The organism is Sellimonas caecigallum (assembly GCF_019754295.1).
Taxonomy (GTDB): domain Bacteria; phylum Bacillota; class Clostridia; order Lachnospirales; family Lachnospiraceae; genus Sellimonas; species Sellimonas caecigallum.
The window spans coordinates 463614-484756 of record NZ_VIRV01000001.1 but is presented as its reverse complement, the minus strand read 5'-3'; the positions used below and the strand labels follow the sequence as shown (position 1 = coordinate 484756).

Sequence of the window (21143 nt, the reverse complement as noted above, 5' to 3'; positions counted from 1 at the left end):
CGCGCAAAATCAAGCTTTATAGGGGGACGTGTTCCAAATTATAGGAACACGTCCCCCGTTTAAATATTTATAGAAAATCCTTTTAACAATGGATGTTTATAGGAAATAGCGATTAGTGTAAATTTGATATTTGTGTTAGGTTATTAGTAGAATTGTTTGACAAAGGGTGGAGTGTGTGCTGATTCGTGATTTTTTATGTTTTTCTGGAGGGTCTGAGGAGGAGGTAATGCAGCTGATCCGTATGAAGCGGCTGCCGATTCCAGACATTTATACAGAGTGTGAATGGATTGTGAGGTTTGCCATGATGGAGAGGAACAGAAGTGGCAAGCCGTTTTGTACTGTGCCGTTTGACCATACTTTGGAGGCGCAGGCGATGGGAGGGCGAGTCAGATATGGCGATGGGACAGCTGGCCCGAGGGCGTGTGATTATATCTGTCAGTCTCTTGAGGAGGTGGAAAAGCTTCCAGGGATAGACATTGAGAATGGCAGGATGAGAGAGACGTTGGAGGCAGGAAGGATTCTTCGGGAATCGGGATATGAGGTGCTTTTTCAGATTTCGGGACCTTTTACTATATGGAATACACTGATTGACATAAAATCTATTTTCAAGGGTATCCGGAAGGAGCCAAACAGGATGGAGAAGCTGTTTGGCCGGATGGAGGCGGAGCTTTTGGGGCTGATCGGTGCGGTTCGCAGATCAGGAGTGCGTTTTTTCAGCTATGCGGATTCAGCCGGTGGCATGAGAATACTTGGACCTCATATGATGGAGTGGGCCACAGAGTATTTTACCTATGGATTTCTGAAAAAATCGGAGGAGCTTTTAGGGAAGGACGGTATTATGATGTTGTGTCCTCAGACAGCCTATGCCCTTAAAGATATGGGATATGCGCAGACCGAGGAAATCACGCTCCCGGAGACGATGAGTTATGGAAATGCATGCCTTTTTTTGCCGGGGAGAGCAAAATTTGTGGGTCAGATTTGTATCAACCGCCAGAACCAGATTTTGGAAGACAGGAAGATACAGACAATTGCATTGAAATGATCACACTAATATCAGTATTAAAGTACAATGGGAGGATTAGCATGAGTTTAAAAGAAGAATTGTTAAAGAGAATGTCTGACGGGGTTGTTGATATGGAAGAAGACGAGGTCGCGGAGGCAGCACAGGAGTTTATTGACTCGGGTTTCCCTGCATTTGAAGGGATCATGAACGGATTGATCGATGGAATGAACCGGACCAGTGTCCTGTTTGAGGAGGAGGAATACTTTGTGACGGATGTTCTTCTTTGTTCTGACGCCATGTATGCAGGGCTCAATGTCCTTAAACCGTATCTTCCGGAGGAGTCCGGGGATAATAAGAAAAAGGCGGTCATCGGCGTCGTGGAGGGCGATACCCACGATATTGGGAAAAATCTTGTGAAAATTATGATGGAGACAGCTGGATTTCAGATGATCGATCTTGGGAGAGATGTGCCTTTACAGAAATTTGTAGATACAGCAAAAGAAGAACAGGCAGATCTTGTATGTCTTTCCACTTTAATGACGACTACGATGGGAGGCATGAAGACGGTAATCGAATTGCTGAAAGACGCAGGGATACGGGATCAGGTAAAAGTTATGGTTGGTGGAGGACCGGTTTCCCAAAGTTTTGCAGCTAAGATCGGCGCGGATGGATATTCTCAAAACGCTGTGGAGGCAGTGAGGCTTGCCAAAGACCTTCTGCAGACGGCATCGTAGAACAATGGAGGGGAAAGGGGAGAGGAAATGCTGACACCAAAGGAAAGACTTCATACTGTTTTGGAAGGAAACAAAGCGGACAGGCCTCCGTGTATCTGTCCAGGCGGAATGATGAATATGATTACAGAGGAGCTGATGCAGACAGTACGGATTTACCTTCCGGAAGCGCACACAGATGCGCAGAAAATGGCAGGACTTGCAAAAGCGGTCTACGAACAAGGATGTTTTGAAAATTATGGAGTGCCGTTTTGCATGACAATAGAGGCAGAGGAGATGGGTGCAAAAGTGAATCTTGGATCCAGAATCTATGAACCGCACGTCACGGGATATGTCATTGATACTGTCAGTGATTATGGAAAACTTCCGGAGATAGACTTGTCCAAAGGACGGGTAAAAGTAGTGCTGGATGCCATTCGTATCCTCAAAGAAGAGGGAGATGTGCCGGTTGTAGGAAATCTGACCGGACCAGTCAGTACGGCAAGCTCTGTCATGGAGCCAGTCGTTTTTTATAAAGAGATGAGAAAGAAAAATCAGGAAACACACGCTTACATGGAGTTTATTACCAATCAGCTGATCAAATTTGGGACGGCTCAGATTGAGGCGGGAGCGGACGTCATCGCAATCTCAGATCCAAGCGCTACAGGAGAAATTCTTGGCCCAGGATTTTTCCGGGAATTTACGATAAAATATATAAACAGGCTCATTGATATATTCCGTGAAAAAGGGGCTCAGACCATCGTCCATATCTGCGGAAATATGAATCCGGTCTATGAAGAGGTAAACGGAATCCGAAGTGATGCCCTAAGTTTCGATTCTGTCGTCCCGATGAAGGAGGCACGGACGAAATTGGAAGGAAGGGTACTGATGGGGAATGTAAGCACCTACGCGCTGGAATTTGCTGAACCGGATAAAGTGAGGACACTGGCAGAAAACTGTGTGAAAAATGGATCTGATATCATTTCACCTGCATGCGGACTTGGGATGAAGTCGCCCCTTGCCAATATCCGAGCCATTTTGCAGGCGGTAGCCAAGGAGGAAGAATATGCCAGTCATTAAAATAAAAGGGACAGATATAAGGCTGAACTGTGAGCAGGCGGAAAACCTGCTTACAGTTCTTTTAAGAGAACATATTTTGTGGAAAATCCGTGCAGCGGAAAAGGAACCTGCGGAAAATGCAGAGTGCGTCTTCTTGGGGAATGGGAAAATAAGGTTTCTGAGACAGAGGAAAAATTTCTGAAAAAAGAGGAGATCAAGGAAGGAATACGGCTTGCCTGCTTGACAGATGTGACAGACGACATGGAGATCGAACTCCTGACACAAGAAAAGGCAGGAAAAGTGATGACATCCGGATATATGCCGGATTTTCAGAAAGAATTCCGACAGGGCTTTGGCATTGCTGTGGACATCGGTACAACGACAGTGGTAACAGAACTTGTAAATATGAAAGATGGGATGATTCTGGCCCAAGATTCCATGATCAACCCTCAAAAACAGTTCGGGCTTGATGTGCTTACACGCATTACCTATGAGTATGATCATCCGGACGACGGCGTGGGCAAACTACAGAAAGCGATCGTGGATGCGCTGAATCATATGATTGAAAATATGTGTACAAAGGCCGGCGTTTTCCCGGAAAATATAGCGGAGATCGACGTGGCGGCAAATTGTACGATGCTGCACATGCTTTTGGGAATTGACGCGAGACAAATCGGTCATGCACCGTACCAGCCGGTTTTTAAAGAGGCACAGACGATAAAAGCACAAAAAATCGGAATCCGTGCAGGGAAGGAGACCATCCTTTACTGTCTGCCGTCAGTATCGTCCTATATCGGGGCGGATATCGTCGCGGGAGCTTATGTATGCGGACTGCAAAAAGAGAAGGAAAATGTCCTGTTTATCGATATTGGCACAAACGGAGAAATCGTGTTGGCATCCGGCGGCAAACTTCTCTCCTGTTCCTGTGCAGCTGGACCAGCACTGGAAGGAATGAATATTACATGCGGAATGAGAGCTGCCGACGGGGCGATAGAGGAGGTTCACATCAAGCAAGGAGGAGTAAAGGTACAGGTCATCGGCGGGGAATCTCCAGAAGGTCTTTGCGGAAGCGGGATCCTGTCTGTCATGAAAGAGCTGCTTCGTACGGGGATTGTAAAAAATACGGGTGTGTTTGTAAAAAAAGAAGCGATTCCGGATTCGGATTTCCGCTCGTCTCTTATACGTCTGAACGGAACAAAAAGGGAGTTTATAATAAATCATGATCCGGAAATTTTTGTCACACAAGGTGACATTCGCCAGATACAGCTGGCCAAAGGAGCGATTCTTTCTGGATTTTTGGCACTTCTAAACCGGGCCGGGATTTCCATGGAAGAGCTCTCAAAGGTTCTGATCGCCGGACAATTCGGAGCACATCTTCCTGCAGAATCTCTTGTTGGTACAGGCATCTTGCCTGAATTTGTCAAAGACAAGATCATCTATGTGGGAAATTCTTCCAAAACCGGGGCGTACATGACACTGATGTCAGCGAAGGCAAAAAGAGAAATAGAAATATTGGCAGAGGATATCAGCTATATGGAACTGGCAGAGACGGAAAATTATGAGAGATTATTTACGGAGAGTATGATCTTTCCGGGGAAAGGACGGGAAAAGTGGAAAAGATGATAAGAGCAGAAAAATATACAGCGGATCAGATGACTCCAAAGGAGCGAAAGCAGGCTACGGAAGAAAAAAGCTCAATAGATCGTCTTCCGGTCATTCCCTTTATAGGAGAGATTACAGGGAAACTGACAGGTACAACAACGGATGAATACTGGCACGATGCGAAGAAGATGGCAATGTCGGAAATAGCGGCATTCAACAGGCTAGGTCACGATGAACTGAGCTGCGGGCCAAATACGATCGGGATTTCGGAGGGACTGGGAGCAGAAATCTGTTATCCGAAAGAAGGAATGCCTTATTTTTCCGGCAGGTTTCTGACAGATTACAAAATGTTGGATCAAATGGAGCCGCTGCGGACAGACTCGGAAAGAATGAAGTTCTTCAGGGAAGCAGGAGAACAGATCCGGGATGCCGCAGATGGGATTGTGGACGTCTGCCCAAGTATCGGGGGCCCGTTTACGATCGCGGCTAATCTTCGAGGGTGTGAGTATTTTCTGAGAGACTGCAGAAAGGAGCCGGAGATGGTACACCGGCTTTTGCGCATCGTGACAGACAGCATGAAAAATGCCATTGATATGATTTCCGGGTATGCAGATGGGTTCCGAATGGCAGATCCGGTGGCGTCGCCGGCACTGATCTCGCCGAAATATTTCCGGGAATTTGCGTTCCCGTACCTGAAAGAACTCATGGAGTATGGGTTTCAGAAAATCGGACAAAGGCCCTCTTTGCATATCTGCGGAAATACGTACAAAGTATGGGGATATTTTCGGGAAATGCCGATACGTGCCATCAGCCTTGACAATATCATGGATCTTGCGAAGGCCAAAGAAGAACTGGGACATCAGATGATTCTTATGGGAAACATAGATCCGGTAGGAATCATCCTGCACGGGACAAAAAGCGAGCTGCAGCAGGAGATCCGGCGAGAAGCCGGAATCGCAAAAGACAGTGAAAAAGGCTATATCATGGCCAGTGGATGTGATGTTCCATACCAGACAGATTGGAAGAAATTAGATATCTGGATGGATGAAGTAAGAAAGCTTACATTATGATAATAATGATAATAGAAAACACCTATAAGATCATAAAAAATAACGATTTGCTAACAAGAGGAAGAAATAACTATAATAGTGTCTAAGCAAAACGTGATGAATTAAAGGAGGAGAATGATGAAAAAGAAAATGATCAGTGTACTTCTGTGCGCTGCAATGGTAAGCGGTCTTTTGGCAGGATGCGGCGGTAAATCAGAAGATAAGGGGAAAGATGGGAAAGAGAAAATCTCCATGTGGGTGCCTGCACTTGACGACGCTGTGGAAGAAAACTGGACACCGCTTTTGGAGAAATTCGAAAAGGAAAATAACTGTGAGATTGACATGGAAGTGCTTCCTTGGGAAAACTATGAAGAGAAATGGGCTACAGGAGCCGCTTCCCAGGATTTGCCGGATATCGGATACATGTATGCGGAAATGTTCCCAACATACATTGATTCAGGGGCGGTAGCTGACATGAGTGAATATATTACTGATGAAGACAAAGAAGAATACCTGTACCTGGATCACGGATACATGATGGACGGGCAGTATGGTTTTCCGGTTGTGACAGGGGTTCCGTTTGTTTTGTACTACAATGAAGATATCCTGAATGAGCTGGGAGAGCAGCCGCCGGAAACATGGGAAGATTTCAAGCGGATCTGCGAAAAAGCGACGAAAGATACTGACGGAGACGGAAAGATCGATCAGTACGGCTATGCGGTCGGATTCAACAATGGAAGCATGAATATGCTGTATCTTTTGAACGCTTACTTTTACAGCCTTCTGTGGCAGTCAGGCACAGATATCTACAATGACGATCTGAAGAGTGTGAAGTTTAATGACGAAGCGGGAGTAGAGGCGGCGGAGTTTTTCCTGAGCCTGAAACCATACATGCCGGAAAACTTTATGTCCCTTGCGGCGGAGGATGCATTTTCCACCATTTTTGGGCAGGGAAAAGCGGCATTTGGAGTGACGCGTTCCTCATCTATCCAGGAAGGATTGTTTAAAGAATCATATCCGAATCTGAACTGGAATTATGTGACGTCATTGAAAAATAAAGATTATGGCACATTCGGGGCGACAGACTGTATGACGCTGTCTTCTCAGGCAGAAAATCCAGAACTTTGCATGAAACTGATCAAATATATCACAGGTTCTGAATTTATGACAGAATACCACAAAATCGCTTCCGGCGCTCCTCTCACAAAGAGTGAGCCGTATCAGGGAGATGAAAAGATGGAACGGATCGTTACAGAAGACCGCGACAAATATCGCCCGCTTCAGGTAGGACCTTGTGGTAGCGATATCCTCACAAACCTTGCATCCGAGCTTCAGGCTATGATGGAAGGAAAGAAAGACGCAAAGACCGCCATGGATGATGCGGCAGAATATGGGGATGCGGCGCTGGAAGAATACTGGGCAGATAAAGAGTAGTGTAAAGGAGATATGATGAAAAAACAGAGAAAATTCTGGAGAAGTATAGCGCCATACGGATATGTGATGCCGATCAGCCTGATTCTTCTGACTTTTGTGGTTGCCTCCCTTGTGATTTCGGTTATTTTCAGTTTTATGAAATATAACTTGCTGCTGCCGCCGGAATTTCTGGGACTGGAAAATTATAAAAGACTTCTGACAGATGAGAAAATGCACCTTGCTTTAGGAAACACACTAAAGATCATGATCATGGTGGTTCCGCTTCAGGTCGTGCTTTCTGTTCTTTTTGCCACGCTGATCGCGGCAAGAAAGAACAGTCTGGCAGGAAAGATTGCAAAAGCGGCGATTTTTATCCCTGTTATTTCATCGAGCGCAGTTGTAGGGACAGTGTGGAAAACAATGTTAAACGGAAGAAACCCTGTGATCCAGGGTTTCTTCTCTGCGTTCGGAATTGACACGGGCATGCTCCTTGGCAGCAGTACAACAGCGATCATTACAGTGGCAATGATCATGGTGTGGAAAAATTTTGGATACTATATGGTACTGAACCTGGCTTCTCTTACTGCGATCCCAGACAGCTATTATGAGGCGGCAAAAGTGGACGGCGGAGGGGTAATGCAAAGATTTATCCATATTACGCTCCCTCTTCTGAAACCAGCCATCATCATGGATGTTTTTTTAAGCGTTGTCATGTCGCTTCAGAGCTTTGACCTGATCTATACGATGACAGGGGGAGGTCCGTCCAACTCCACTTTGACGATGGTCATGTACGCGTATGACCAGACATTTCAGAACGGGAAAGCGGGATATGCCATGGCAGTATCCAATCTTCTGTTTCTGATCGTCCTTTCCCTTCTTATGCTGCAAAAAGGGTTCATGAAGCGGGAAGCTTCGGAAATATAGGAGGATGAGAACATGAAAAAAAGAATTCCAAAAGTAATCTGCGATGTACTGCTGCTCGTGACAGCGCTGTTCTGCGTACTCCCTTTTGTATACATGATCCTCATGTCTTTGAAGAGTACGCTGAACGCATATGATTTTTCCTTTTCCCTTTCCGACGTCACATTTCAGCACTATGTAAAGATATTTACCACAGGCCATTTCTTCCGGTATTTTATGAACAGTGTCATCGTGGCGTTAGGAGGAGTCGCATTGGCGTTATTGTGCAGTTCCCTTGCCGGTTATTCGTTTGCGAAACTTAAATTCAAAGGAAACGATAAGATTTTTCTTTTTCTGATGATGACAATGATTGTTCCGTCAGAAGTGATCATTGTACCCCTTTACCTGATCATTCGGGGATTCGGATGGATCAACACGTTCAAAGCCCTGATTTTGCCGCTGCCGACAGCTTTTGGCGTTTTCATCATGAGACAGGCGATACTGGGCGTGCCCAAAGAGCTGATCGAATCCGCAAAAATCGATGGAGCAGGGGATGTGAAAATACTGTGGAAAGTAATCCTTCCGCTTGTCAAGTCATCCATGCTGACACTTGCGATCTTTACGTTTGTCGGTGCGTGGAACAACTTCTTATGGCCGCTCGTATCGACGACACAGTCTGAGATGAGGACGCTGCCGATTGCTGTAAGCTCTATGAAAACGGCGTATGATACGGATATGGGGTTAGTTATGGCAGGGGCTGCCGTGACCTTCCTTCCACCGTTTATTTTCTATCTGATCTTGCAGTCCAAGTTCCAGGAAGGGATTACGATGAGCGGAATGAAAGGGTAGGAACATGCTCCACAATCTTGCAAAAGGCATTAAATGTGTACTGGATATGCACTTTGTAGGCTTCATCTTCGGTCATGGAAATTTCCCCTCTCTGATAATAGTGCGGGGCGACAGCACTCCTTGATGTCGCCCCATGATTGCCTACCAGCAAAGTCGGGCGGGACTGTCAACGACGGCGCGAAGCGCCGTTCATTTTCTAAATCTGGTGTACTTTGCTTGCTTTCCCATTTAGAAACAGCTTGTCTTGAAACACCGACTTTATCTGCAAGATCCTCTTGTGATATTCCTTTTGTTTTTCTTAACCTTGCACGCACTCAAATATTTTAGAGATTTCCCGCCCCTCTCTGGATATATAAAGCGAAACGATTGATTGTATCCACTTGATACGCAGGGAAAAGGGGCATTTGTGGTTCTGAATATCTTTCCCAATGATAATGCCAACCGGTTCGCCGTCTATCTCTGCAACTCTTGTAAAGGTTTGATTGGTAAGGCAACTGTTCAAATATACTTTTGCCATTTTTGCTGCTGTTTTATGGGAACAGAAGCGGTCATATTTTCATGCTTCCCGCACCACATTTTCCAGTGCTTTCTGGTCTGTTTTCTGATACGCTCTTAAAATAATCTGTTCACTCATTCTCACGGTGTTCCTTTTCTTTTCTCTCTAAAATTGTTTTAGGTATCTCCTGATACCTTTTTAGCAAATAATCTCTTCCTTTTGTGTGCCATTTATAGGCCGTGATTGCCAGCCCGCCTATAAAAATCAATACAGCTATTCCTAAACTGTGTCTATAACCGGCTGATTCAAGAATAAAGTAACTGATAACGGACGAAACCACTGCGGCTGTAAGATAAATTCCTATGGCATATTGTTGTACCTTTGCTTCTGGCAGAGATAGAAAAAAATTATCCCATTCATCAGAGTTAAATCGAAGCTGCCTACCCTTTATCCAAAATGCTAATAGAAAAACGCCTATTGCTAACCCTTTGCATAATAGTGTTTTTAACCCTATGATTGCGATTAGAAGTAATAAATACATCGTAAATTCCCCCTTTCTGCGTTTCCCGGATTACCTGTTCCAATGCCGGACGGTCGGATTCCTCAAATTCCCGAAAGATAATGGATTCGCTCATTTTGTTCTGGTTCTGTTCTCTTCGTGACTTCCTGTTTCTGCTATAACTTTTGTCTTAGACAATCCAAACAATATCCTACCGAGTGCATGGGTTTGAACAGCGATAAATTCATTACCTGAAATACTCCCACCATGACACAATATTTCCATATTTCCACTGACACCCTGTATAAAAACGCCAGAAGATTCAAAGCCGTTTTTCAAATAAAACCGTTTCCGGGCGATCCTCTGTTCAAGGTTATGAGCAGTTTCGTCTATTTCTTCAATCAGCAGCAAGATACGCTGATTCTCATACTGTCTGCATATTTTACCGAGTATTTTGCTACCGGTTCCTTTACTGCGTATCTGATTTGAAACAGCTAAATATTCAACCAAAATCATATCGTGATAAGGGATAAGCACAATAAATCCGGCGACAACACCGTTTTCCGACGCTACCCAAATTTCCGATTTTTCTTTTCGGACAGCACGTTTTAAGAGAAAAAACGGCTTTCTTTCCGCTTTTGGAAAGGCTTCCAGATAGATGTTTTTTACATCACTCCATTGGTTCTGACAAATCCTTTTTATCTCCATGACCCATACTCCTTTTTATCGGCAAACTGTTTGTTCTTTCTTTCCACATGAAGTATAATAAACTATACTGTAACAGGATAGGCAAGGGGGATTTTGAAATGCTTTCAGAACATAACAAATTGTTTACAATCGGGCAATTTGCAGCCATACACGGAGTAACTAAAAAGACCTTGATGTGGTATGACGAAATCGGTTTGTTAAAACCTGCTGTCGTTGGAGAAAACGGGTATCGCTATTACACTTACTTTCAAAGCCCCACCTTGGAAACCATTTTAATGCTGCGAGAATTAAATGTGTCGATTCCAGAAATCCAGACTTTTTTGTCAAACCGTTCTGCGGAGAATATGGAGCAGCTATTGCGGGGAAAAATTACCGAGTTAAATCACACGATTTCTAATTTGAAAAGTATTCGACAAGCTTTGGTAAGCCGTCATCAAGATATGTCAACAATCCTGAACATTGATTTAGCAAGTATTTGTATCATAGAGCAGAAAAAATCATACTTAGTTACTGTGCCGACAAATGAAAACGCAAGTGCTGAAACAGAAATTGAGAGCATGATTAACAAAACAAAACAATACCAGTTACACCATCTGCATGATGCCGCATACGGCTCCATGATTCCGGTCGAAAGTCTATACCGGGGAGATTTTCAAAACTATTCCGCTTTATACTTTGAACTTCCAACCCCTATATCAAAAAGAGGATTGCATACCAAACCCGCCGGAAAATATCTGAGGGCTTTCTGCAAAGGCAGTTGGGATAAGCTGCCGGGCAGATACAAAGAAATCCTTGATTATGCCGATAAGCAAAGATTCTCTTTGACGGGGTATTCTTATGAAACGGGTATCAACGAAACAGTTATTGACAATTTCAACGACTATATCACACAAATTGAAATACCAATCAAATTGGAATAATGTAGGCTGCTGTCTATCAAATTCTTGTGTGTTACTTTATGGCACATGAGCATTGAGTTAAGGATGCAATCTGGAAAAGAGACAGGATGAGACTGGAATCCTGCCTCTTTTGCTGTTAATATAGAGATAGATTTGGAGAATATCCTGCACCCTGAACAAGTGCAGTCCGAAAAGCAAAGGGGGAACTGCTATGTGTCCGACAATCTTTCATATTGATGTGAATTCGGCGTATTTGAGCTGGACAGCCATAGAGTATCTGAAAAAAGGTGCAGACGAGGATCTCAGAGATATCCCGTGCATTATCGGAGGCGACCGGGAATCGCGTCACGGGGTGGTGCTGGCAAAATCTATCCCGGCAAAACGATTTGGCATCCGAACCGGCGAACCGGTTGTAAATGCCCTGAAAAAATGCCCGGATCTCAGAATGGAGCGACCGGATCATAAACTCTATGCCTGGTACAGCAGACAGATGATGAATCTTTTAAAAGATTACACACCGGATATTGAGCAGCTTAGCATCGACGAATGCTTCCTGGATTTTACCGGGATCGCATATCGCTTTTCAGATCCCATAGAAGGAGCTTTTGATATTAAAAACCGGATCCGAGATGAGCTTGGATTTACTGTCAACATCGGGGTTTCTACCAACAAATTGCTGGCAAAAATGGCATCCGATTTTGAGAAGCCGGACCGTGTTCACACACTTTTCCCAAAGGAGATGCCGGAAAAAATGTGGCCCCTTCCAGTGTCTGAGCTCTATATGGCGGGACGCTCCAGCGTAGAAGTGCTGAGAAAGCTGGAGATCCGGACGATAGGAGAGCTGGCAAAAGCAGATCCGAACTTCCTCTCCCTTCATCTGAAGAGCCATGGCAGGACACTTTGGGAATTTGCCAATGGAATCGGGGATGATATCGTTCGCTCGGAGGCGGAAGAAGCAAAAGGGATAGGAAATTCCATCACACTTTCCAGGGATGCAGAGACGGCGGAAGAGGCCCGGAAGGTTCTCCTTTCATTGTCGGAAAGCGTCGGGCGAAGACTCAGAAAGGCGCAGAAGAAAGCGGGAATGGTAAGTGTGGAGATACGCTATGCCAACTTTCGGAATGTATCCCATCAGGCGATACTGGACACACCTTCACAGGCGGACAGTGTCATCTATAAAGCAGCGTGCAGACTGTTCGGAGAACTATGGAGCGGAGAACCCATCCGGCTTTTGGGAATCCGTACCGCCAAGCTTCATGAAGAAGACGTCCCTTTGCAGATGAATCTTTTTGACTATATGGAAGAAAAAAAGAAGGATGAAAAGCATCAGAAACTTGACCAGGCTCTCGATGAGATTAAGAAGAAATTTGGGGATGACGCGGTATTCCGTGGGACGCTGATGGACGGGAAATAGCGTTTGACAGCATTTTCTGTGAGAGGTATAATAAAATGATGTGAATAACGAGAAAAGAGGAAGAAAAAGATGGAATTTGTGCAGAGAGAATTCGTACCTGTACTCCTTGGAGGGGACATCAACACATACAGTGTGGCAAGAGCTTTCTATGAGCAGTACAAGGTAAAGACATATATCTTCGGGAAATACCCGACAGGTCCAAGCTATCAGAGTAAAATGATCGAGTATCATGCCAATCCGAAGATCGATACCGATGACTATTTTCTGAAAACAGTCAACACATTTGCAAAGAAACGTAAAGATAAGAAGATCGTGCTCGTAGGATGCGGAGACAGCTATGTAGCGCTCATCAGCAAGCACAAAAAAGAGCTGGAGCCGAATATCATTGCTCCATATATCGACTTTGACCTGATGAACAGTCTGCAGCAAAAAGAAACTTTTTATAACCTGTGTGAAAAACACGGAGTAGATTATCCAGGTACATTTGTTTATAAAAACGGCATGTCCATGGATTTTAAGATTGACTTCCCTTATCCGGTTATCCTGAAGCCATCTGACAGCATCAAGTACTGGGAGCATCCTTTTGATACACAGAAAAAAGTATATACCATCGAATCAAGACAGGAGCTGGAGACTGTGATCGGCCAGATTTACGGCGCAGGGTATGATGATGATCTGATCATACAGGATATGATTCCGGGGAACGACGAATATATGCGCGTGCTTACTTCCTATTCGGACAGAAACGGAAAGGTAAAAATGATGTGCCTTGGCCATGTACTTTTGGAAGAACACACGCCGCACGGTATCGGAAACCATGCAGTGATCATTACAGAACCAAACGACGGTCTGATGAAGCGTGTCAAAAATCTTCTGGAAGATATTCACTATGTGGGATTTTCCAATTTTGATATCAAATACGATAAAAGGGACGGGAAATACAAATTTTTCGAGATCAATACAAGACAGGGGCGCAGCAACTATTATGTGACTGGCTCTGGATTCAACGTTGCAAAATATATAGTGGAAGAGTATGTCTACGGCAAAGAACTGAAATTTGAGACGGCCAAGGAGGAGCATCTCTGGATGGTTGTCCCGAGAGCGGTAGCATTCAAATACGTGAAAGATCCGAAATCAAAAGCTCTGATGAAAAGGCTGATAAAAGAGAAGAAGATGGTCAATCCTGTATTTAAGAGGGGAGATCTGGGACTGCACCGCTTCTACCGCATGGTTCGGACTCATTTCAGTCACTTTATCAAATTTAAAAAGTACTATAGCTAAGAGCAGGAAAGGGCATCTTTGCACTATATAAGGAGGGGACTATGAAAGGAAAATTAGGAGTCATCGGCGGTATGGGACCCGAGGCAACCGCATATTTTTACGAAGAAGTCATCCGCCATACGAAGGCAGACTGTGACCAGGAACATATCAATATGGCGATTTTAAGCCATGCCCAGATGCCGGACCGGACAAAAGCCATCATAAGCGGAGAAGACAAAGAGCTGTTGGAAGCCATGAGGGAAGATGTACATGCCATGGAGCTGCTTCATGTGGACCATATCGCGATCCCATGCAATACGTCACACTATTTTTACGATCGGATCCAGGCTATGACAGATATTCCCATCATCCATATGCCAAGGGAAGCGGTAAGATACGCTGCAGACAGATATGAAGGTGTCAGAAAGATCGGCATTATGGGGACAGACGGAACGATTTCTTCCGGTATCTACCACAAAGAATGCGAAAGGCTGGGGATCGAGGCTGTCTCACCGTCCGAACAGAGACAAAGAGATGTGATGTCTCTGATCTACGACGATGTAAAGGCAGGAAAAAAGGGGGATTACCAGAAATTTGAGCGGACGATGGAAGAGTTTATCAAAAAAGACTGTGATGCGGTCATCCTCGCATGCACGGAGATTTCCGTCTTTAAAAAAGATCACGTCCTCCCGGCAATCTGTCAGGATGCTATGGATGTCCTGATCCGGGAATCCATCCTGCGCTCAGGCGCACAGTACAAATAAACAGCAATAAAGGAGAAAACATATGGCACAGATGAAAAGCGACACGCTGAAAACATATGCCGAACTTCTGAAAGAAAAGGGGATGCTTCTTGAGGCGGAACTTTTCGGACAGGAAGACAAGAAAGCCCGAATATTAACCTATGACTCCCGGGAAGTAAAGGAAGATACGATCTTCATCTGCAAGGGGGCTGCGTTTAAGGAAGAGTATCTGCAAAGTGCAGTGGAAAAAGGCGCTGTCCTTTATGTAAGTGAGAAAAAGTACAGCCTTACAAAGGATGTCCCATATTTGATCGTAAAGGATGTCAGAAAGGCTATGCCGGTCCTTGCTGACTTCTTCTACCATTCTGCGTGGGAAGATATGACGGTTATCGGAATCGGAGGAACAAAAGGAAAATCCACCTCTGCCTACTATATGAAGGCTGTCGTGGATGATTATATGGAGCACCTCGGGAAGAAAGAAAGTGCGGTCATCTCATCTATCGATATTTATGATGGGGTAAGTCGAGTGGAATCACACATCACGACGCCCGAAGCGGTAGAGCTTCAAAGACATTTCCGAAATGCAGCTGACAGTGGAATCGAGTTCGTGGAAATGGAAGTGTCAAGCCAGGCATTAAAATACAATCGGGTAGATAATCTGATCTTTGACGTGGGAATTTTCCTGAATATTTCAGAAGATCATATCAGCCCTATTGAACATCCTGATTTTGCCGATTATTTTGCTTCCAAGATGAAAATGTTTGCCCAGACAAAACATGCGGTCGTCAATCTCGACGCAGACTTTTCAGATCGGATCCTGGAGGAAGCGAAGGCGGCCGGGGATATGGTTACTTTCAGCACAAAATGTGAAGAAGCAGACTATTATGGTTATAATATCCGAAAAGACGGACATGAAACGAAGTTTTCCGTGAAAGCAAAAGACTTTGACGAAGAATTTATTCTGACTATGCCAGGTCTTTTCAATGTGGAGAATGCACTGGCCGTAATCGCGGCGGCGGAGATTCTTGGTATTCCGAGACAGTTTGCCCATTCCGGACTCCAGAGGGCACGTTCCAGCGGGCGGATGGAATTGTACGCAAGCAAAGACAAGAAGATCATCGCCATCGTAGACTATGCGCACAATAAACTGAGTTTTGAGAAGCTTTTCTCTTCCACAAAAGAAGAGTATCCGGATTATGGAATCGTTTCGATCTTTGGATGTCCGGGGAAAAAAGCTTATATCCGCAGAAGAGACCTTGGGACTATCGCCGGAAAATACGCTGAGAAAGTATATCTGGCAGCTGAAGATCCTGGATATGAGCCGGCAGAGGACATTTCAAAGGACATTGCCCAGTATGTGGAAGCGCAGCATTGTCCGTATGCCATCATCGAAGACCGTGGGGAAGCCATCCGTACCGCCATCCGGGAAGCGAAAGACAAGACGGTTCTTCTCGTGACTGGAAAAGGCAATGAGACGCGGCAGAAATATGGATGTGAGTATATTGACTGTCCGTCCGATGTGGAATACGTAAAGAAATATTTAGAAGAATACGATAGCGGGAAATAAGACGAAAAGCGGACAGGAAGCCTAACGGCTTCTTGCCCGCTTTCTCTCTCGTTATGACGCAATCGGAGTAAAAACACAAATGATGCAAACTAATACTGCGTCAGTCAGCCACCCATACCAATATTTCTGCACGGAAGAAAACAGAGAACAGATGCTGCGCGAGTTAATACACATAGCCAGAACAAAATATGGTGCAGAGCCGACATTTACGTTTCAACTTATTGTTGTATCAGGTATTTTTTCAATTCTTTCCTGATTTTTCGATAAAATCCACAAGTTCAGAGACGAAATCAGCAGTCCTGTTGCCCTTATCGTACTCCTGATTGAATTCCACAATGTCGTACGAAAGGATGTGAAGTTCATTCATAAGCCTGCGGAACATCAGAAACACATCTTCCTCGTCAAATCCGCCCGGTACAGGTACGGAGACGCCCGGCATGATGTCAGGATCCATAGAATCAATGTCGAAACTCAGATGAATGTGGTTCAGATGAGAAAGATGTCGGATCGTCTCGGTAAGACATTGGTCAAGCCCTTTGTCACAGATTTCCTCATAGGTATAGTAGAGAATCTTCTGCTCGTTGAGGATCGTAAGTTCCGGTGGATCAATATCCCGAAGTCCCAGGTAAACGATATTTTCTGGCTTGTATTTCGGCCCCTCTTTTAAAAAGCCAGTCAGTTTCGGGTTTCCCATTCCCAGGAGCGCAGAAACCGGAACACCGTGGATATTTCCGGTCACTGTCGTCTGGTCTGTATTGATATCCGCATGGGCATCGATGTAGATCAAACCGGTATCTTCCCCAAACGTGTCTTTCACGTAGACACTGGATGCGGAGGCGGATCCCATGACGACACTGTGATCCCCGCCAAGAAAAATCGGAGTTTTTCCAATCTCCAGCACAGAATACATATACTGGGCGATACTCTGGCATGTAGCGGCAACCGTATTTAAATTTTTAAGAGGGGTGGAAGCATCCTCTTCCATGATAATCTCAGGCAGCTTTGCGATCCGGAGATTCTCATACCTGTTTCTGAGATAATCCAGACTGTATTTGAGTCCCGGAGCACCTACCCCATGGTGCATCGGGCATCCAAAAATACTGAACATAAAAACCTCCAATGAAAAATTATTCTTTGACAGGATTTCAGTATAACACGGAAAGTATGAAATAACAAGATGCCCCGATGGAAGTAGGCGGTTGGCGAAAAGTAACAATTATGTTATGATTACTTATATTGATAGAAAGAGCTATCGGGAACTCATGGAATATGAAACTTTCGGGACTTCTTCATACGATCGCATATGAAAGGCTGGAAGGCACGAAAGAAATCCCTAATACGGAGGTCACAGGAGTATTTAGCAATTCCAGGGATGTGATCCCCGGAAGTATTTTCGTCTGCATCAGGGGAAGTGTCTGCGATGGAATCACATATGGAAGGGAAGCCATAGAAAAAGGAGCGGCGTTGGTAGCCGCACCAAAAGAACAGAAAGAAGAGCTAAAAGCCATTTTGAAAGCCGGAAATGAATGTGCAGGCATTCTCGTGGAAGATGAAAGGGAGGCGTTGTCTGTTCTTGCAGCCGCCTACGAAGGATACCCGGCAGAGTCACTTGTCATGATCGGCGTGACTGGGACGAAGGGAAAAACAACAACCGCTTATATGATACGGCATATTCTGGAAGATGCAGGATATCGTGTCGGGCTTTTAGGAACAATCGAGCAGTTCGATGGGGAAAAAAGCATTCCCTCCGTGCACACAACGCCAGACGCAGTATGCCTGCATAGAGAGTTGGGGAGAATGAGAGAAAACGGCTGCGATATCTGTGTGATGGAAGTTTCCAGTCAGGCACTTAAGCTTGAACGGACATATGGCATCATGTTTGATATCGGTATTTTTCTGAATCTCGGGAAAGATCATATCAGCCGATTTGAGCATAGCGATGAGGCGGAATATCTGGAGTGTAAAAGAAAACTTTTTCTCCAGAGTGATTTCGGGGTCGGAAACCGGGATGACAAAAGATATGACGCTGTTTTCCGTGATACTCCGTGCCGCAAGATCACTTATGGGATACGAAGCGGAAGATTCCGGGCAGAGAATATTTTCACGGATACGTGGGTCGATGGAAGGCCGGGGGTAATATTTACACAGGACAAAACGGAGTACGCGATCCCTGTCCCAGGGGAATATACGGTGTACAATGCGCTGGCGGCGATCGCGGTCTGCCGGATGATGGGTGTGGACAAAGAAAAAATCCGAAAGACTCTGAGACAGTTTTCAGTAAAAGGAAGAGCCGAGTTTATCAAAATTCCGGGAGGTGCAGTGGCTGTCATCGATTATGCACACAACGCTATGAGTCTTAAGAGCTTTCTTGACACAATGCGTAAGTACCGGCCGCATCGGCTTATTACCGTCTTTGGATGCGGTGGGGGGAGGGCAAAGGACAGAAGATACGAAATGGGGCGCGTATCGGGTCTGCTTTCGGATCTGACTGTTATCACGTCGGATAATCCACGATGGGAAAACCCGGAGGATATCATGGATGATATCGAAGAGGGAATCCGGGAGACGAAAGGGGATTATATAAAAATCCCGGACCGAAGAAAGGCGGTGGACTTTGCGGTAGGGATGGCTCGAGAGGGGGACATCATTGTGGTGGCTGGAAAAGGCCACGAAACATACCAGGAAATACAAGGAATAAAATATGAAATGGACGAACGGAGATTGGTAAAAGAAGCATGTATGCACAGATCATCATAGACATCACACACGAAAAGCTGGATCGTATTTTCGAATATCGTGTTCCGGAAGAGCTGGAAGGACAGCTTATCATTGGAGACGGAGTTATCGTGCCGTTCGGCAAGGGGAACGCGAGACGGAAAGGATACATCGTAGGATTTGCAGACGACTGCCGTTATGATCCCGCAAAGATCAAGGAAATCCTGGAGAGGGCCCCGCATACGATGGCGGTGGAAGAGACGTTTCTTTCCCTTGCAGCCTGGATGAGAGAGCATTACGGAGGGACGATGATCCAGGCTCTCAAGACAGTCCTTCCTATCAAAAAGAAAGAAAAGAAGAAAGAAAAGAAGATCGTAAGACGGCTCATATCAGAAGAAGAAGGAAAAACACTGCTTGAGTCGTTCCTTCGGAAAAATCAGCGGGCGAGAGCGCGTCTTCTTGCTGCGCTTCTGGAAGATGAGGAAGTTGACTACACATGGATTACGAAAAAACTGAATATCACATCTCCTGTTATCCGGGCTCTGGAAGAAAAAGGAGTGTTGGAAGTTTCAGCCGAAAGGATTATTCGAAATCCTGTGAGACATAAACCAGCTGAATTGAAAGAACTTACCTTTACGCCAGAGCAAGAGAACGCAATTTCCCATTTTCGGAAGGATTATGAAAGCGGAAAGCGCGGCACTTATCTCGTATACGGTGTGACGGGAAGCGGAAAGACGGAAGTATACATGGAGATGATACGTACGGTAACGAAGGCGGGAAAACAGGCGGTAGTCCTGATTCCGGAGATTGCACTGACTTATCAGACAGTTATACGCTTTGTGAGAAATTTTGGCGACCGGGTGTCAATCATGAATTCCAGATTATCCAAAGGCGAGAGGTATGATCAGACCGAACGTGCAAAAGCCGGAAAAATCGATGTAGTCATCGGCCCGCGATCGGCGCTATTTACGCCATTTCCGGACCTTGGGCTCATTGTGATTGACGAAGAGCACGAGACCACGTATAAAAGCGAACAGATGCCCAGGTACCATGCTAGGGAGACGGCAGAAAAACTGGCACAGCTTTGCGGGGCAAGCGTAGTGCTAGGCTCTGCAACCCCTTCTATGGAAGCGTTTGACCGATGCAGGAAAGGGAAATACACATTGCTCCGTTTGAGAAAAAGGGCAGGAAGCCAGAGTATGGCGAATGTGACCACGGTAGATATGAGGAAAGAACTGAAAAACGGAAACAGGTCCATTTTAAGTGACTGCCTCAGCCAAAAGATAAAAGAACGACTTCTCAAGCGGCAGCAAGTCATGCTTTTTCTTAACCGGAGAGGATTCGCGGGCTTCCTGTCTTGCAGGTCATGCGGATATGTAGTAAAATGTCCTCATTGTGACGTATCGCTGTCCTGGCACAAAGGAAATCGGATGGTATGTCACTATTGCGGGCATGAAGAACCTGTGCCGACGGTATGTCCGGCATGCGGATCCAGACACATCGGGGCTTTTAAAGCAGGCACGCAGCAGGTTGAAGACATGGTAAAAAAGGCGTTTCCCGAGGCGCGAGTCCTTCGGATGGATATGGATACGACGAGAGAAAAGGAAGGATATGAGAAGATCCTGTCCTCCTTTTCCAATCAGGAGGCGGATATCCTGATCGGGACCCAGATGATCGTCAAAGGACACGATTTTCCAAATGTGACGCTTGTAGGTGTCCTTGCTGCAGATATGTCTCTTTACACGAGCGATTACCGCGCAGCAGAGCGGACATTTTCTCTTCTTTGTCAGGCTGCGGGGAGGGCCGGAAGAGGGAGCGAACCTGGCGAAGCGGTCATCCAGACATACAGTCCGGATCACTACAGTATCCGGGCGGCTGCCAAACAAGATTATGAGACGTTTTTTGAGGAAGAAATGCGCTACAGAGAGCTGATGGGGTATCCGCCGGCAGAGCATCTGATGGCTGTGCTGATGAGTTCCGAGGACGGTGCATTATTGGAAAAGGGTGGATATTATCTGAAAATGTTCACAGAAAAGACAAAACACAATGATAAGATGGAGATTATAGGTCCAGCCAGTCCGCCGATCGGGAAGATCAAGGATGTGTACCGAAAGGTACTGTACGTAAAGCATCCGGACTACGAAGTGCTTGTAAAAACAAAAAACAAAATGGAACAGTATATAGAGGTCAATGCCGGATTTTCAAAAATACGAATCCAGTTCGATTTTGATCCGGTACAGTCCTTTTAAAATTTATA

At 45.3% G+C, this 21143-nt stretch carries 19 protein-coding genes; 15 read left to right on the top strand and 4 right to left on the bottom strand.

What is annotated here, in order from left to right; translation table 11 throughout:
- The first annotated feature begins 226 nt into the window (after positions 1 to 226).
- The 8 genes from FLB61_RS02245 (at position 227) to FLB61_RS02210 (ending at position 8585) form a co-directional block, all read left to right on the top strand.
- Positions 227 to 1042, top strand: coding sequence for a uroporphyrinogen decarboxylase family protein (locus FLB61_RS02245; RefSeq protein ID WP_221919277.1), 816 nt, complete (start codon positions 227 to 229; stop codon positions 1040 to 1042).
- A 41-nt stretch (positions 1043 to 1083) separates the two neighbouring features.
- Complete coding sequence (locus tag FLB61_RS02240) at positions 1084 to 1737, top strand: corrinoid protein (protein ID WP_221919276.1); 654 nt, start codon at positions 1084 to 1086, stop codon at positions 1735 to 1737.
- A gap of 27 nt (positions 1738 to 1764) precedes the next feature.
- Positions 1765 to 2793, top strand: a complete 1029-nt coding sequence (locus FLB61_RS02235; RefSeq protein WP_087201924.1) for a methylcobamide:CoM methyltransferase MtbA — start codon at positions 1765 to 1767, stop codon at positions 2791 to 2793.
- Positions 2794 to 2871: 78 nt separating this feature from the next.
- Positions 2872 to 4395 (top strand): ASKHA domain-containing protein, encoded by a 1524-nt coding sequence (locus tag FLB61_RS02230; RefSeq protein ID WP_330625472.1) that lies wholly within the window; start codon positions 2872 to 2874, stop codon positions 4393 to 4395.
- Positions 4392 to 5444, top strand: coding sequence for a uroporphyrinogen decarboxylase family protein (locus FLB61_RS02225; RefSeq protein WP_087201920.1), 1053 nt, complete (start codon positions 4392 to 4394; stop codon positions 5442 to 5444). The genes FLB61_RS02230 and FLB61_RS02225 overlap by 4 nt, the downstream gene beginning before the upstream one ends.
- Positions 5445 to 5558: 114 nt before the next feature.
- Positions 5559 to 6857: an ABC transporter substrate-binding protein gene (locus FLB61_RS02220; RefSeq protein ID WP_330625471.1), complete on the top strand. Its 1299-nt coding sequence runs from the start codon at positions 5559 to 5561 to the stop codon at positions 6855 to 6857.
- Between the two features lie 12 nt (positions 6858 to 6869).
- Positions 6870 to 7760 carry a carbohydrate ABC transporter permease gene (locus FLB61_RS02215; protein WP_246599060.1) on the top strand — a complete coding sequence of 297 codons (891 nt, stop codon included), beginning with the start codon at positions 6870 to 6872 and terminating at the stop codon, positions 7758 to 7760.
- Between the two features lie 12 nt (positions 7761 to 7772).
- The gene (locus FLB61_RS02210) at positions 7773 to 8585 is read left to right on the top strand and encodes a carbohydrate ABC transporter permease (protein WP_087201914.1); all 813 of its coding nucleotides are present in this window, start codon (positions 7773 to 7775) and stop codon (positions 8583 to 8585) included.
- A gap of 62 nt (positions 8586 to 8647) precedes the next feature.
- Here the strand turns inward: FLB61_RS02210 and FLB61_RS13455 are convergent, their stop codons facing one another.
- The 3 genes from FLB61_RS13455 to FLB61_RS02195 form a co-directional block, all read right to left on the bottom strand.
- Complete coding sequence (locus tag FLB61_RS13455; protein WP_221919275.1) at positions 8648 to 8899, bottom strand: helix-turn-helix domain-containing protein; 252 nt, start codon at positions 8897 to 8899, stop codon at positions 8648 to 8650.
- A gap of 312 nt (positions 8900 to 9211) precedes the next feature.
- Positions 9212 to 9622 carry a hypothetical protein gene (locus tag FLB61_RS02200; RefSeq protein WP_221919274.1) on the bottom strand — a complete coding sequence of 137 codons (411 nt, stop codon included), beginning with the start codon at positions 9620 to 9622 and terminating at the stop codon, positions 9212 to 9214.
- A gap of 90 nt (positions 9623 to 9712) precedes the next feature.
- A complete protein-coding gene (locus tag FLB61_RS02195) occupies positions 9713 to 10288 on the bottom strand; it encodes a GNAT family N-acetyltransferase (RefSeq protein WP_221919273.1) in 576 nt (191 codons plus the stop codon).
- A gap of 98 nt (positions 10289 to 10386) precedes the next feature.
- Between FLB61_RS02195 and FLB61_RS02190 the strand changes: the two genes are divergently transcribed.
- From FLB61_RS02190 to FLB61_RS02170, 5 genes are all read left to right on the top strand, one after another.
- Positions 10387 to 11208 carry a MerR family transcriptional regulator gene (locus FLB61_RS02190; protein WP_221919272.1) on the top strand — a complete coding sequence of 274 codons (822 nt, stop codon included), beginning with the start codon at positions 10387 to 10389 and terminating at the stop codon, positions 11206 to 11208.
- A gap of 190 nt (positions 11209 to 11398) precedes the next feature.
- Positions 11399 to 12601, top strand: a complete 1203-nt coding sequence (locus FLB61_RS02185) for a DNA polymerase Y family protein (protein WP_221919271.1) — start codon at positions 11399 to 11401, stop codon at positions 12599 to 12601.
- 69 nt (positions 12602 to 12670) lie between these two features.
- Positions 12671 to 13882, top strand: coding sequence for a carboxylate--amine ligase (locus FLB61_RS02180; protein WP_087211554.1), 1212 nt, complete (start codon positions 12671 to 12673; stop codon positions 13880 to 13882).
- A 41-nt stretch (positions 13883 to 13923) separates the two neighbouring features.
- A complete protein-coding gene (cuyB, locus tag FLB61_RS02175; RefSeq protein WP_221919270.1) occupies positions 13924 to 14625 on the top strand; it encodes a cysteate racemase in 702 nt (233 codons plus the stop codon).
- 22 nt (positions 14626 to 14647) lie between these two features.
- Positions 14648 to 16171, top strand: a complete 1524-nt coding sequence (locus FLB61_RS02170) for a Mur ligase family protein (RefSeq protein ID WP_246599059.1) — start codon at positions 14648 to 14650, stop codon at positions 16169 to 16171.
- Positions 16172 to 16412: 241 nt separating this feature from the next.
- On the opposite strand, the gene FLB61_RS02165 is transcribed toward FLB61_RS02170, so the two are convergent.
- A complete protein-coding gene (locus FLB61_RS02165; protein WP_087211557.1) occupies positions 16413 to 17279 on the bottom strand; it encodes an arginase in 867 nt (288 codons plus the stop codon).
- A 161-nt stretch (positions 17280 to 17440) separates the two neighbouring features.
- Here FLB61_RS02165 and FLB61_RS02160 point away from each other — a divergent pair, with 161 nt between their 5' ends.
- Both FLB61_RS02160 and priA read left to right on the top strand, forming a co-directional pair.
- Positions 17441 to 18928: a UDP-N-acetylmuramoyl-L-alanyl-D-glutamate--2,6-diaminopimelate ligase gene (locus FLB61_RS02160; RefSeq protein ID WP_221919269.1), complete on the top strand. Its 1488-nt coding sequence runs from the start codon at positions 17441 to 17443 to the stop codon at positions 18926 to 18928.
- Entirely contained in the window at positions 18907 to 21135 is a 2229-nt protein-coding gene (gene priA, locus FLB61_RS02155) for a replication restart helicase PriA (RefSeq protein WP_221919268.1), read from the top strand. Before FLB61_RS02160 ends, priA begins: the two co-directional genes overlap by 22 nt.
- Positions 21136 to 21143: the final 8 nt, after the last annotated feature.

What these genes read in the sequence shown, in the direction of transcription:
- FLB61_RS02245 (WP_221919277.1), top strand. Translation starts at nt 227, where the DNA reads ATGCAGCTGATCCGTATGAAGCGGCTGCCGATTCCAGACATTTATACA.
- FLB61_RS02240 (WP_221919276.1), top strand. Translation starts at nt 1,084, where the DNA reads ATGAGTTTAAAAGAAGAATTGTTAAAGAGAATGTCTGACGGGGTTGTT.
- FLB61_RS02235 (WP_087201924.1), top strand. Translation starts at nt 1,765, where the DNA reads ATGCTGACACCAAAGGAAAGACTTCATACTGTTTTGGAAGGAAACAAA.
- FLB61_RS02225 (WP_087201920.1), top strand. Translation starts at nt 4,392, where the DNA reads ATGATAAGAGCAGAAAAATATACAGCGGATCAGATGACTCCAAAGGAG.
- FLB61_RS02220 (WP_330625471.1), top strand. Translation starts at nt 5,559, where the DNA reads ATGATGAAAAAGAAAATGATCAGTGTACTTCTGTGCGCTGCAATGGTA.
- FLB61_RS02215 (WP_246599060.1), top strand. Translation starts at nt 6,870, where the DNA reads ATGATGAAAAAACAGAGAAAATTCTGGAGAAGTATAGCGCCATACGGA.
- FLB61_RS02210 (WP_087201914.1), top strand. Translation starts at nt 7,773, where the DNA reads ATGAAAAAAAGAATTCCAAAAGTAATCTGCGATGTACTGCTGCTCGTG.
- FLB61_RS02200 (WP_221919274.1), bottom strand. Translation starts at nt 9,622, where the DNA reads ATGTATTTATTACTTCTAATCGCAATCATAGGGTTAAAAACACTATTA.
- FLB61_RS02195 (WP_221919273.1), bottom strand. Translation starts at nt 10,288, where the DNA reads ATGGAGATAAAAAGGATTTGTCAGAACCAATGGAGTGATGTAAAAAAC.
- FLB61_RS02190 (WP_221919272.1), top strand. Translation starts at nt 10,387, where the DNA reads ATGCTTTCAGAACATAACAAATTGTTTACAATCGGGCAATTTGCAGCC.
- FLB61_RS02185 (WP_221919271.1), top strand. Translation starts at nt 11,399, where the DNA reads ATGTGTCCGACAATCTTTCATATTGATGTGAATTCGGCGTATTTGAGC.
- FLB61_RS02180 (WP_087211554.1), top strand. Translation starts at nt 12,671, where the DNA reads ATGGAATTTGTGCAGAGAGAATTCGTACCTGTACTCCTTGGAGGGGAC.
- cuyB (WP_221919270.1), top strand. Translation starts at nt 13,924, where the DNA reads ATGAAAGGAAAATTAGGAGTCATCGGCGGTATGGGACCCGAGGCAACC.
- FLB61_RS02170 (WP_246599059.1), top strand. Translation starts at nt 14,648, where the DNA reads ATGGCACAGATGAAAAGCGACACGCTGAAAACATATGCCGAACTTCTG.
- FLB61_RS02165 (WP_087211557.1), bottom strand. Translation starts at nt 17,279, where the DNA reads ATGTTCAGTATTTTTGGATGCCCGATGCACCATGGGGTAGGTGCTCCG.
- FLB61_RS02160 (WP_221919269.1), top strand. Translation starts at nt 17,441, where the DNA reads ATGAAACTTTCGGGACTTCTTCATACGATCGCATATGAAAGGCTGGAA.
- priA (WP_221919268.1), top strand. Translation starts at nt 18,907, where the DNA reads ATGTATGCACAGATCATCATAGACATCACACACGAAAAGCTGGATCGT.